11 protein-coding genes, 1 tRNA gene and 1 pseudogene are annotated in these 13532 nt (G+C 43.6%); 9 read left to right on the forward strand and 4 right to left on the reverse strand.

Annotated features, from left to right (window positions below):
- Positions 1–148: 148 nt before the first annotated feature.
- The 8 genes and pseudogenes from DEM91_RS12625 to DEM91_RS10555 all read left to right on the forward strand — a co-directional run.
- Positions 149–868 (forward strand): annotated as a pseudogene (locus DEM91_RS12625) (RHS repeat domain-containing protein); the annotation flags it as partial.
- 746 nt (positions 869–1614) lie between these two features.
- Positions 1615–1887, forward strand: a complete 273-nt coding sequence (locus tag DEM91_RS12710; protein ID WP_028900750.1) for a hypothetical protein — start codon at positions 1615–1617, stop codon at positions 1885–1887.
- 448 nt (positions 1888–2335) lie between these two features.
- Complete coding sequence (locus DEM91_RS10530) at positions 2336–2461, forward strand: DUF6078 family protein (protein WP_234396703.1); 126 nt, start codon at positions 2336–2338, stop codon at positions 2459–2461.
- A gap of 210 nt (positions 2462–2671) precedes the next feature.
- A complete protein-coding gene (locus DEM91_RS10535; protein ID WP_145992910.1) occupies positions 2672–3007 on the forward strand; it encodes a hypothetical protein in 336 nt (111 codons plus the stop codon).
- A gap of 21 nt (positions 3008–3028) precedes the next feature.
- Positions 3029–3640 carry a hypothetical protein gene (locus DEM91_RS10540; RefSeq protein ID WP_044071052.1) on the forward strand — a complete coding sequence of 204 codons (612 nt, stop codon included), beginning with the start codon at positions 3029–3031 and terminating at the stop codon, positions 3638–3640.
- 458 nt (positions 3641–4098) lie between these two features.
- A tRNA-Thr gene (locus tag DEM91_RS10545) sits at positions 4099–4172 on the forward strand.
- 157 nt (positions 4173–4329) lie between these two features.
- Positions 4330–4563, forward strand: a complete 234-nt coding sequence (locus tag DEM91_RS10550; RefSeq protein WP_008125461.1) for a YecH family metal-binding protein — start codon at positions 4330–4332, stop codon at positions 4561–4563.
- Between the two features lie 174 nt (positions 4564–4737).
- Positions 4738–5034: a hypothetical protein gene (locus DEM91_RS10555; RefSeq protein ID WP_008125463.1), complete on the forward strand. Its 297-nt coding sequence runs from the start codon at positions 4738–4740 to the stop codon at positions 5032–5034.
- 681 nt (positions 5035–5715) lie between these two features.
- Here DEM91_RS10555 and DEM91_RS10560 read toward each other — a convergent pair.
- Positions 5716–6849, reverse strand: a complete 1134-nt coding sequence (locus tag DEM91_RS10560) for a glycosyltransferase family protein (RefSeq protein WP_249858896.1) — start codon at positions 6847–6849, stop codon at positions 5716–5718.
- Positions 6850–7347: 498 nt separating this feature from the next.
- Between DEM91_RS10560 and DEM91_RS10565 the strand changes: the two genes are divergently transcribed.
- Complete coding sequence (locus DEM91_RS10565; RefSeq protein WP_249858897.1) at positions 7348–8271, forward strand: DMT family transporter; 924 nt, start codon at positions 7348–7350, stop codon at positions 8269–8271.
- 57 nt (positions 8272–8328) lie between these two features.
- Here DEM91_RS10565 and DEM91_RS10570 read toward each other — a convergent pair whose 3' ends face one another.
- From DEM91_RS10570 to DEM91_RS10580, 3 genes are read right to left on the reverse strand one after another with little or no spacing between them, the layout of a single operon-like run.
- Positions 8329–9648, reverse strand: a complete 1320-nt coding sequence (locus DEM91_RS10570; protein ID WP_249858898.1) for a DUF1302 family protein — start codon at positions 9646–9648, stop codon at positions 8329–8331.
- Between the two features lies 1 nt (position 9649).
- Positions 9650–10429: an outer membrane lipoprotein-sorting protein gene (locus tag DEM91_RS10575; RefSeq protein ID WP_036899905.1), complete on the reverse strand. Its 780-nt coding sequence runs from the start codon at positions 10427–10429 to the stop codon at positions 9650–9652.
- 11 nt (positions 10430–10440) lie between these two features.
- Complete coding sequence (locus tag DEM91_RS10580; protein WP_249858899.1) at positions 10441–12813, reverse strand: efflux RND transporter permease subunit; 2373 nt, start codon at positions 12811–12813, stop codon at positions 10441–10443.
- Positions 12814–13532: the final 719 nt, after the last annotated feature.

Consider the following 13532-nt stretch of genomic DNA (forward strand, 5'->3'; position numbering starts at 1 on the left):
TTCTTTTAAGTTCTTTTGTCATATTATTTTACTTTTTATGAGGTTAATAATATGTCAAGCTATTTCAGTATAAGACAGGATTAGTTTAATTGGTTCAATTTGTGGTTGATACAAAAGAACATGAATGTTTTTGACAACAAACAACCCATTGACGGTGGACTATAAGAAAAAATATAGTGAGCAGTTGCAGGCGATCAAGGAAAATTATCGTACCTTTGACATCCCATACAACGGTCAGGACAATGACGACTATGTAAACGGTTAAGTTTGTCCAAAGGAAATTGTCGGCTGCACTCGGAAAAGATAGAGCAAGCTCACTTTCCACTCATTGGCACACCAATTCTGCTGCAACGACGGCACACCGGAGGCAGCAAAGGCAAGGGCAATGGCACGCACAAGGGCTGCAAATGGTAACTTCAAGCCGAATGACGACTATAAGAAGATGCAGTTCTACTACCACCCCGACCATTTGGGCAGCAGTAGCTACATCACCAACCTTGATGGCGAAGTATCGCAGCACATTGAATATGTACCGTATGGCGAGGTGTTCATTGATGAATTGGAGCTTACGCGGAAATCGGCGACCGCAGGGAAAGCCAACTGCAATAACACATGGAGCACGTCTTTTCGATTCAACGATTGTGCCAACGAGCGCAGAGGCAAGCTTGCTTGTTCTATGCCGAGTGCAGCCAATCGTAGAGTAGAACTCAACGTCAAAGAGCTGGATGAGGAGACAGGTATGTACTACTATGGTGCGAGGTACTATGAGCCAAGGTTGAGTTTGTGGATGAGTGTCGATCCCAAGGAAGAAGATTATCCTATATTATCTACTTATTGCTTTGTTAATAATAATCCTATTATTTTTATGTATGAATCTACAGCCGCCTATGGTGGCACAACCTTTATGCGTTTATCCAATAAATGGATGAAAGAAAATCATAGTAACCATTGGTCAGGAGGAAGAAAAAAAATGAAAATACTGGTAAATTATTTACTAACATTTCTATTCATTTGTCTTATAGAAACTTCTTGTTCCTTTAAGACAAAGTGTAGAGGCATAAGTATCAACGAAGTTCATACTACAACTAAACATGCAAGTATGAGATTCTCCTCCTTGGCTACGTTTTCAAAGAACAAGACATCAGCATTAAAAAATTATCGAAAGTTTAACATAAGTAGGAGCATCAAAAAATCAATCAAACTATCCAATTGGGCAGAAAATATGGAATATCCTCCCGACGTCTTTATCTGTGAAAATGGTTATTATTTTTTATTATCTGTTACAAAAAATCCAACAGGACTAGATACAAATTTTTACCATTGGATTGTTTTAAATAATGACGGTAGAGTTGTTGATGAATTTGTAAGCTTATCTAAAAACATCAATAACTGCTATATGGAAAAAGGGAAACTACACATGGTTGTATATGACTATGATGATGAGTTTTTTTTAAAGGATCAATCAGAATTGATTCCGATAATAATAAGGGATTTTATAGTTGAAGATAGTTTAGCTTTGAGTAAAGAAAGTAAATTTTACGTAGAAGAGGGCTAATATCAGTAAATAAAAATTCGTTGGTCAAATTAAAGCGTATTTAACTGTCCGATAGGCTTATGATTGATGAGAGTAAAATACTACAACATGGTGAAAGCAGCGACTTTGCCTTAGCCTCTATCTTTGCCCCATCGATGTATTCCACGTCAAGGGGCACTAAGCTTCGATCAGCAAGTAGCACCATCAATTGGGTGAACACGTTGTTTAACTCGTCTCTGACACGGTTGTGGAAGCAGTTGATGGTGATGAAGTTGGGCTTTTCGTATCCTATAATCCCAATGAAGTGGGTGTCATGGAGAAGCGATTATACAGGAACATTCCATTGGACATAGACAATATGGAGGGGATGCATCTAAATCACATTTCAATGTTAGGGTAATGTTTCAATCAGGAGTTATTATAATAACCATCTGATTATCAATGTGATTTTTAAAAGATTAAGCATAAATGCAGGGAAAGATTCTCTGCCTTTTGTTATATTTGTAGTCCAAAACAAAGAAAAATGAATGTACGAGAACGCATCGGCACTTTATGCGCCAGATTGGGAGTTGAGTTTCAATGTCCGCATTGCAGTTCAACGGAAATTATCAAAAGTACGAAGAATAGCATGAACAAAAAAGATGAGAGCAATAAATCGAAAAGGATGACGTTAAATAGTTGATAACCATCAATATGGAGGTCTATGGATAAGTCGGAAATCACATCAATATCCTTGCCGGTATCGGCAAATATAAATAAATGCTTGCAAAGCAACTGTCAGGAAATGAAAGACAAATGACAATGGAATACAAGAGTTTTACATACGACATGGTACCGCCCCTTTTTGCAGTCTGCTTCATCGAAGGCTGTCCGCAGGCGCCCACCTGCCTAAGACATTTTGCAGGAACATTTTATATCATGAAATAGTAGGGCATGCAGCTCCTAAGGTTCTTGGTGCGGATACTGGTAATGCAATTAATAATGAAAATATAATTAGAAAAGAATTAAATAAACCTTTGAGGAGGGAGAATCCTAAACATGTTGAATAAATTATTTTTCCTATTTATATACATTTTTTCGAGTAGTATGCAAATTTCAGCTAACGACTCACTATTAGTAAATTCAAAGTGGACTTTAATGTACACCCTTATTCTACATGGTGATACTATCATACGCAATGGTGAATCATATATTCGTGAAAATACGGAGATTGGAACTGGCAATAACGGAGGTCCTACACTTATTTTTAAGAATAATCATACCCTTATCAAGATAGATCCCATAGGTTCAAAAAAATATTGGATATGGTCACTTGATAAGGATACACTAATCATGCAGAGAAATTATAAGAAAAAAACTTTCAAAGAAAAATATCTGATAAGTTTTGAAAATAAAAAACGAATATTATATTTATCTCCAGTATTTCATCAGAAGACAATATATGTTTTTGGAAAAAGGGATGATGAGTTATAGAAACTAAATAAAAGATTAGTAATGAGATTTTGTGCTATATTGATACTTTCTGTGATTTCAATTCTAAATAGTTTAGAATTGAAATCACAAACTGTTGTAAAAATTTTAAGCAATGGTTGTAAGGTAGAGAGAAGTTTATTTCTAAACGAAAAAAAAATCGGGGTGTATAATAAACGAGGTAGATTGGTTAAATTGTCCGCAGATGAAATCAAATATCAAAAGATATTTTTATATCAATCTTATAGCCTGATTGATTATGGAATAATTCTAAAATATCCCGAGGTCATATATAAAGATGCGTGTATTATTGCTGATATTTTGTCAAGTTATGACCCAAGCGAAATCTTATCGTTTACAAAGCCTATAGGGGAGCGAAAAAAGATTTCTATACAAGATATCAATAAGTATTACACGTATCTTGATGCCAGTGTTGACTATGTAGTTAGTATTAACATTATAGTCAAGGATAGTCTTATTACCCAATATAGTTATACTTACAAGCCCAATATGTCTGACATCATTATTTCATATACATGTGTATTTACTTATGATAAAAATAATCGAATAGTAAAATTAGAAAAAATATATAGACGACACTATGAAACAAAAGAAATTATATATGAAAACAAATAACACATGATTTTTGGTAATGTTCCAAATTGGGACTTGTCAGAATAACTACTTAATAATCAATTTTGTTCTAAATAATTAGGTATAAAGGCAGGAAAAGACTCTCTTCCTGTTGTTATATTTGTACTCCCAAACAAAGAGAAGTGAATATACGATAACGCTTCGGCACTTTGCGCTCCAGATTGGAAGTGAAAAACTCCAGTTTTCAACACCAAACAAGAGTTTTATAAAATGATTGACTAATTTTGCACTTGTTGGTTGACTCTATGCGTTGTTAAATGAAATTGCTGTTGAAAAAATATATAATAGAAAATTTGCGGTATTCAAATCCTTTTCTTACCTTTGCATTCGCTAAGAAAATGGGCAAGTCTTTTACGGCCAGCTCCCTTTGAATCCCCCAGGGTGGGAACGCAGCAAGGGTATTAGGTTGTAGCGGCGCGATAAGAGTAGCTTGCCCACCCGCCTCTTTAGCTCAGTTGGCCAGAGCACGTGATTTGTAATCTCGGGGTCGTTGGTTCGAATCCGACAAGAGGCTCGAAAGTTTTTAGATATGAAAGGGTGGCGTCTCTATGGTAGGCGACACCTTTTTGCCTTTTTTAGACGGTGTACCGCATGGTATAGATGTTCTCATTAAAAGGTTTATCAAGGTTCAAAACTCATTAACTCACAAACTCATAAACTCAAAACTCACTATGGCTCATGGACATGAAGTCCTGCACATGATGGCAGGCAACACATACGAAAGTAAAGAAGCGTTGGTAAAGGCAATTATCAACAAGTTTGGCGAAGCGGAACGTTTTCACACCTGTTCGGCAGAAGGCATGACAGCCGCACAATTAGTTGACTTTCTCGAAGCTCGTGGAAAGTTCATGCCCGCATCCTCCAATCAATTTACGGTAGATGAGACCAAGATTTGCAAGCATTAGGTTGAAACTTATGAACTCATTAGCTTACGAACTTAAAAACTCATTAACTTAAAACTCATCAACTCAATAACTTACTATCTCTCAAACACATCAACTCACGAACTCATAAACTCAAAAACTCATTAACTTAAAAACTCAAAAACTCATTAACTTAAAAACTCACAAACTCACCCCATGATTAAGATTTACGGAATGAAGTCCTGCCCTGATTGTGTGGCAGTAGACCGTCAGGTAGCGGGCGACAGTCGTTACCAAGTAATAGACATTGGCGAACATGTATCGTTGTTAAAACAATTTTTGCATTTGCGCGATACCAATCCCGTTTTTGATGAGGCGAAACGCTGTGGAGCGGCAGGCATTCCATGTTTTGTTTTGGAGGATGGCACTGTTACGCTCCGTCCTGAAGAGGCAGGACTTTCGAGCAATGCGTCAGATGCACCTGCCTGCAACATTGACGGTTCAGGCTGTTAAGTCATCGCTTGCTGGCTCCTTTTGCCATATGTAAGAACAAAAGGAAAGAGGAAGGGAGCACATTTACTGACTCCTTTTGCGCTTACAGCGCGCCAGTTTGTTTATACATCCATACCCAGAGCGTTGCTCTGGGCTGTATTCCTATTGGGGCTTCGCCCCGTCTTCGCTCAAATGTAATCTCCCAAAAATATTTGTAGCTTCGCCCCGCCCTTGCTCGTAACATCCGCTGCACAATATCTTGGACTGTGTTATTGATACGGCTTCGCCCCGTCTTTGCTCAAATATAAACTCCCAAAAATATTTGTGGCTTCGCCCGTCCTTGCTTGTAACATCTGCTACACATTATCTTGGACTGTATTCTTATTGGGGCTTCGCTCCGTCCTTGCTCAAATATAAACTCCCAAATTATTTGCAGCTTCGCCCCGTCTTTGCTCGTAACATCTGCTACACAATATCTTGTACTATGTTCCTATTGCGACTTCGCCCCGCCTTTGCTCAAATGTAAACTCCCAAATTATTTACAGCTTCGCCCGTCCTTGCTCGTAACATTTGCTACACAATATCTTGGACGATGTTCCTGTTACTGCTTCACGCCCCAATTGCTCAAATGTAAACTCCCAAATTATTTGCAGCTTCACCCGTCTTTGTTCCCTTGAAAAAGGACGAAATGTGGCGATGCAATTAGGAGTGGGAGAACATTCTGCGTACGGACCAACTGCGACGACCTATATGAAGAGATCTTTCGACTACCGCCTCTAATCGTGACACAATCATCATCTTGGCAGTATTTTCCCACATTCTAAATTCTACGTCTTCAGAATGTTCGTAGGTAAAGTCTATAAGCTGACTGATATCAAACGTTTCGGCTTTGATGCCAGCCCCTTCTAACGAAGCCTCGTGGGCATTACACTCTTGTTCGATGTGGGCAGGAACCATGAGTACGGGTTTGCCCATGTACATGGCTTCGCATACCGACTCAAACCCTCCAGTGGTGGCGTACGCCCTACAATTGGCTAAATAGTGTAAGAATTTGGTGTCATCAATGCGATGAAATGTAAGGGTGTCATCGATTTTGGTTACCTCATCTGCATCCGCTTTGTCCCAAAAGAAATGAAGTTTTACGTGTGGGTGGGCTTGGTGCCATTGTTTCACCATCTCGCTGAAGCCCGCATTGATGATGTAGCCCGTGATGAAGTCATTGCGATGACGAGAGATGTCCAGCACCTCTTCACGCAATAGTGGGGGTACTACAGAGAGATGCTGCTTATCACAGTCGGGCATCTTCCGAAACGAAAGCGCCAACTTATGCGCTGCTCCCCAACATGTGGCGCGTGTGAACGCCAGCATGAGCCAGCGAGCAGTAGTGTGGTGATGGGGAAAGCGATACTGGGGATGCATAAACATGTATTGATGTCCAATACATACCTCTGGTACGGAGGGGCGCAAAAACGCATAAGTGAGTCCGGTCAGGATTTCGTAGAAGTTCACCACCAAATCGGCACCGCTCCACTGGATGTGCTGGTAGAGCTGTTGAATGCTCTGAAGATAGTCGGACGATTTCATGAAATTATATGCCATGGAGCGTGTCAGACCGATGTGCTGATTCTTCTTCGAAGGGAGAAAGTTAGGACTCCAAAAGGTGTCCACGGGTGCTTTGGCTCTTTGAAGGAAGAAATCGGGAAGCTGTCTCGATTTACTTTTGCCTACCAATATTTCAATCACTTGATGTCCTTTTTCCTCCAGTGCCTTTTCTAATGCCAAAGCCTGGGTGAGGTGTCCACGACCTTCTCCTTGTACAACGAATATGACTTTCATTTTCTTGATTTTGTTAGTAATCATTAGTTTGCTGGCAAAATTAGTGAGTAGTTGTTTCAAATTCATTGACAAGATATAACAATTCTAAGTCATCTTATTATTGAGGCGGAGCGTCATACATCACGCCCATGCCCGCAATTTTTGCTCATCATGGAATAGAGCCGTTGGTGAGATGTCTGTGTTTTAGGCTGGTTCTATAAATTACCACCTCATATAGTCATTATAATTTTATGAAATACGTTTTGTTATCTTTTGGCTTCTTCTTGGTTCAAAATGTAAGTTCGTTCAGTCGTGTAGCTCGCTACACTCCTTCACTCTCTTGCATTTTGACCTCAAAAATAAGCTCAAAATCTAACAAAGCTAATTGATAGAACCAGCCTTTAAGAAAAATATCGTACCTTTACACTCTAATCGTTGATGCGAAACTTAATTCCGCCTGTGCAATGCGTGGGTGGAATGGAAATATGAAGCATCAAAAAAAGAAGGAATGAACAAGCAATGAGAGGCAACCCACCAACACAGAGTATTTTTCAACGTCCCATTTGGGTTTCACTATTTGCGCTCACAGCCGCTGTGGCATGGGGCTGGGCATATCCGCTCATCAAATTAGGTTTTGCCGAGTTTGGCATCACGCAAGGGATGACGGGTAGCAAGATGGTGTTTGCCGGCATTCGGTTTAGTTTGTCGGGCGTTATCATCTTGCTCATGGCGCAACTCACTGGGCGCGATTTTCATTTGCGATCGGCGAGAGATTCGTGGTACATTCTGCTGTTTGCCCTTCTGAACACCACCTTGCATTATGCGTTTTTCTATTTCGGACTGTCGTATAGCGAGGGTTCGCGAGCCGCTATTCTCAATTCGCTCAGCGTCTTCTCGGTGGTTATCTTTGCCTGTCTTTTCTTTAAGAGCGACCGCATGACGCTGCGCAAACTCACGGGTTGTGTGGTGGGCTTTGCTGGTATTCTGTCGCTTAATTTGGGAAGTGCCGAGAGTGGACACTTCACGTGGTTAGGCGACGGCATGATTATCCTCAATGCCCTCTGTGGCGCTGTTACCTCCTTACTTATCCGTGGACTGGGCAAGCGCATCGACGTGTTTGTTGGTACGGGACTAGCGTTGGCCATTGGCGGCTTGCTCTTGGTGGTGCCTGGGCTGTTGTGGAATGGCACACTGCCACGTATCACGCTATTGGGCTGCGTGTACTTGGTGTTGCTCATTGGCATTAGCACGGTGGGTTTTGGTTTGTACAACAAGTTGCTGACCTGCAATCCTGTGGGAAAGATCGCCATCTATAACTCGCTCATCCCCGTGGTGGGCGCCGTGACCTCCTGCCTCTGTCTCAACGAGACGTTTCATTTCAAGTATTTAGTGGCTGGCTTGTTGGCAGCCGCTGGTATTTATATCATCAATAAGGGAAAATAACAACTTACAGTTGTCTGAGTTTTGTCCTGCTTGCGGCTCTCTGAGTAGTGGTTGTCGTTAGAAGCTGTACTTCAGTTTAACCCACGCCTCGCTGTTTTTGCCATACATCTTGAACATTCCTCTGTCGGCATGAAAATAGTCGTATCCGATAGTGATTGCTGTCTGGTCGTTGAGGGCATAGGTGGTGGACAGGCGATTGAAGATGCCGCCATCTGCCACGTCTATATAGGCAAAAGATGAAATTTTCACTGTGTTTTGCAGCAGATCTTTGGCGAGCCGTGCCGTGGCTATCCCTGCATGGCGATAGATAGGTAGTCTTTCAAGATTGCCCGATGTGTATTTGTGGCAATATTGCAGACTTGCATTCCAGTCGTTGCCAGGGTACCAATCAATGCCGATGAGCGCGTTAAGTGCATTGCGGCATTCTACTTCGCATCCCATTGCAGCATTTTGCGCCTCGTTGATGTATTTGGCTACCTCTGCTCGAATGACGAATTGCCCGATGGGTAACGAACAGTCGGCTCCTAACATCGTCATGCGGTGATAGCGTCCATCGATGTGTAGTGACTTTCCGTCGGTTGTCATTACCATACGAAGGGCTGGCAGTTTGTTCCACGTCCGCAAGGCACTCACGGAGAAATCCACTCCGCTTAGGTTGACGGTTATGCGTCCACCATATTCCATGTTCTTCAGTCGCTTTTCTGGTTCTCCGCTTTCCAAGTCTATGGAATAAGGGAGGGAGGTGAACGGCAAACGCATTGCCCACGGATTGCGCAGGTCGGTAGGTATCACAGCGAAGTTAGTTACTGGGTTGCACACCGCTTCTGCTGTAATGACTCCCAAGGTGTATTTGGCACGTAAGCCATTCACAGGCATACGTATGTCGTCATAGTCTTGGGCGAGAAATTCGGTGTAGTCGATGGGCGACACACAGTCGGTAAGGCGCAGTGCGTCTGCCACTCCCCATATCACGATTTGTCGTCCCATACGCAGATCAAGGTTGCCTTTGGTATATGACAGATACGCCTCACGCAGCTCAATGCCTGTGCGTTCTTTCAGTATTCCGTTGTAAATAGCGTTCAGTGAGACAAAGAGAGCTGTCGCTCCTTTTTCGAGTCTCACTTCGCCCCTTGCTCGAGTTCTCGACGCCATCCAGTCTGCATTCCCTGTTGTTCGGAGTGCGTGATAGGTGTCAAGAAATCCCTTCACCCGAACTTGTAATGCGTCATCGCTGTCTTTGTCATGCGTCTCCTGAAGAGTCTCTTCGGGTACTGTTTCAAGACTGTCAATAGTTACTGTTGGCGTTTCTACTTGGGCTGATGCTTGTGCCGAGAACATCGGCACAAGCAAGAGAGTGGATAGTTGTATCAGGTTCATTTTAGAGCCCTTTCTCCAATTTGGAAACGGTGAAGAGGTTGGGCGCCACCTTGATGTTGAATCGCTGGTTGTCCATGCGAATGATGGTCTTGTGCCCCGTCTGCACATTTTCCATTTGCATGAGGTGCATCGTCCAGAATCCCTGTACTTTATCGATGTTGGAGATAGAGAGTCGGCGGTGTAGCTTGTTCAGTTTATCGTAGTACTCTGCCTTGACAGCCATCAAACAGTCTTGTCTTATCCATGTTACTCGACGTGTATAGATTTCGTCTTTGTCATTGGGAATCGACTGTACCACCCAGCATCTATGTCCGGCTAAGTTTTCTTCTCGCAGGAGCTGGTGTTTCTCCTCGTCCACATTGCGCATACTCATGTCGTTGTAGGTAAAGTCGCTACCCATGAAGTAGTCGGTCTTCGACGACTTACCGCTGATGCGTCTTGTCTTTTTCATGGCAGGCAGATAGAGCCACTTGTCGTCCACCTTGCGTGGATTGTCGTAGTCCCAGGTGAGAAATCCTGTTCCCTTCACATCTCCTGGATAAGTGAAGAACATAATTTTCTTTGTGTCCTTGCCTACGTCCATAGCCCACGATTCGAGTTTTCTGATGCGTTTGTGTCCACTTCGCTGAATGAGCGTCATCTCTACGTTAGCGTAGCGTGTGTCGCCATCAGGTCGGTTCTTTACTTTCTGCATAATATCCCTACCAGACAGTCCTGCTGCCTGTGCGCTGCCAATTGCCAACAGAGCGATGAGCAGCAATGTAAAATTTCTTGTTTTCATTTTTTTTTGTTTTAATTGTTATTTTGAGTGTTGTTGATTTTTGCCTTCTCTTGCTTGAAGATGTGGAGATAGTCTATGAGGATAGGAGTGAGGAAGAGGTCAGCCAACAAAGCCGATACCATGCCCGCCACGGCAAGTATGCCCCAGTTGCTCATCTGTGTGGCATCGGAGAAGACGAAACCCATGAATGTTGCCGAGATGACGACCGTGGACATCACAATGGCAAGTCCTTCGGTGCGGAAGGTGCGGTTGATGGCTTCTGCATAATTGCCGCATCTGTCGTATGCCACATGACTGTGGTTGATGAAATGAATGGTGTCATCGACTGCGATACCCAAGACCATCGGAATGAGCGAGGCGGTCATCATGTCGAGTGGGTAGCCAAGCCAGCCCATCATTCCACCTACGATAATGGCAGGGGCAATGTTGGGTATCATCCCTACGAGTCCTACTTTCCAGTTTCCAAAAATCAGAACGAGGATGATGCCGATCACCAATACCGACAGCATCATCGACCACATCTGTCCTCGCTCCACATACTGCTGCATGACGGTGAACTGCGGAATATTCCCTACCACCGAAACGTGTGCATCGGGGAAGAGACGGCGTGCCTCTGCCTGAAGGTCGTTCATTTCCTTTTCCGCTTCGTTGGAGTTGTAGTCTTTCAGTTCTATTTGTAGCCTTAGCCGTTTATAGTTGTAGTCCATCCAGTATTCCGACTCCGTTCCTCCAGCGTTTTCGTAGAGCAACAGCAACTGTGCCACCATATCGGCATTGTCGGGAATGGTGTAACATTGCTGCTTGTTTCCGTTGAGTGTGCAATTCATGTCTTTCACGATGTCGGTAATGGAGTTGTGGCGTTTCGTTAGCTTGTAGCCATCAGCAATTTTTGACAATTGGTCGAGCTTCTGTAGATTTCCTGGTTTCTTGGCATCGTTGTCGTGTGGCAGCGTAATCATCAAATCGTAGGCATACATGGAACCGAGTTCCGTTTCACAAAGGTTGAGGAATTTGTTGACGTAAGGCACTTTTCTCCCCATCGTCTTCTCAATGTCGAATGCTGGCTCGATGAAGAAGAGTCCGATGCCACAGATAATTGTCAGCACCACCGACAAAGCGACAATGCCCCGATGATGGCGTATCACAAAGCTCCCGAATTGCTCAAACCGATTGCCAATATAACCCTCAAAGCTCTTCGACATGTTGGCGGCTGGTTTTCTATCTTTGCCAAACGACAACAGAAGGGGAGTGATGAAAAGGCAGGTAATCAATACGGCGAGCAGACTGATGGATGTATTGACACCAATTGCCTGCATGGGTACGATTTTCATGGAAAGGAACGTCATCATGGCAGCCACGGTGGTGAGTGCTGAGAGCGATACGCCCCAACCTGTCTCGCCCATCGCATCGATGATGGATTGCCTGCGCCTACCTGTCTCTACGAAGCGCGTCTTAAAGAAGTTGTACAGGTGGATGTTGTAGGCAATGGAGCAGGCAAAGGTGAGAATGACGGCTATCATTGTGGTTGTCATGTCGATGTAGATGCCTGTCCAGCCGATGATGCCAAAGCTGATGAGCAGTCCTAAAACAGAGGTGAGCAATGGTGCTATTACTCCACGTAGCGAACGAGTTACAATGAGCATCACTACAATAGAGATGATGAATGCGAAGAGGAACAGTCGTCCCATTTCACCCTTGAGATAGACCACCTTCTCATAGCTCAGATAAGGCATTCCCGCAGCAGCGGGCGACAGTTCTGCATATTTCTCCTTGCCTATGACATGTCCAGCTTCCCTACCAGTAATCATGTCGGGAGCCATGTCGCTCGTCTTCTTCCACACACTGTCGGCAGGGAAGGGACGCAGCTTTACCATGATCCATGTCATTGTTCCATCGGTCGATACCATTTTCTTCGCCAGATAGGGCTTGCTGTAAGCTTTGCGCTTGATTTCTTTCAGTCCCGCGGCATCCGAAGGAATTTGCTCGGGTACAATCTGCTCTATGGTCATACCTTCTTCCGTACCAGAGGCAAACTCAAGGTCGGTGAGCGATGTTACTTTGTCGGCATACGACAAACTATCTTTCAGTTCGTTGCTCAGCTCACGAATGAGTGTGAGACTGCGTTTAGAGAAGATGTCCTTGTTCTTTACCAGCACTGCCACATAGTAGTCGTTACCAAAGATAGACTTGAACTCGTTGGTCTTGAGCAGTATAGGGTCGTCGCTCAAAAAATAGTCGTCGAACGAAGTTCTTATCACGATGCGCTTGGCTCCAACGAGAGAGAACGCGACAAGCAGGGCGAACAGCGCACCCACAATAAGCCGATGGCGCAAAATCCAGTTCGCCAGCTGCCTGAAAAGGTTGTTGATTTTTTCGATTTTCATTGTTGTTTTTATTTTGATGATTGATGAATATGATATTCCGGTCTTGGCGAAGCCACAATAATGAACGATGTTTCGATTTGTTCAAAAAAAAGCGCACCGCTCATTGCCTGAACGGTGCGCCTCGCATGGGATGGCAGCTTCCTGCTGCCTGATATGTCGTTTTCTCCTTGTCATGTCATGATGGTTGTTGATGGCGACAAAGGTAAGGATAAATACCGGGAAGGACAATACCCAATAATGGGTATTTGTGCCGCCCCGTGCGGGCCGACGAAAAAAACAGGCCGAACGCTTGGAACTATCGGAAATTCTTCGTATCTTTGTCCCGATATATCAACTCCGTGGCTCGCACCACGTTATAAGCAATGTGCAGCGTGTGTAAAATGCAAAACTTTTTTAATGACAGCGTGATTTTTCCGACAGATTATTTGGTAGTTCCGAATAATTTGCTAACGCACACACACACTAACCGCCAGTCAACTCTCTTATTTAGATACGCGCATACGCGCGAGGCGCACGCATGGAAACATAGGCAGGACGGGGATTTCACGGGAATTCCTCTCCTGCTTTCTTCATGTCCGCTCGCCAAGCGAACAAAGCTCGCATAAGCAAGCGTCAGCAATAGACGTTTCTCAAATATAATCATTATTTAGGGTCTGCTGAATTATTATCTCTTCACAGACAGAGGGTAGCAGACGTAGACCCTCATAGTGACGATAATG

This window comes from Prevotella sp. TCVGH (genome assembly GCF_023522295.1).
Taxonomy (GTDB): Bacteria; Bacteroidota; Bacteroidia; order Bacteroidales; family Bacteroidaceae; genus Prevotella; species Prevotella timonensis.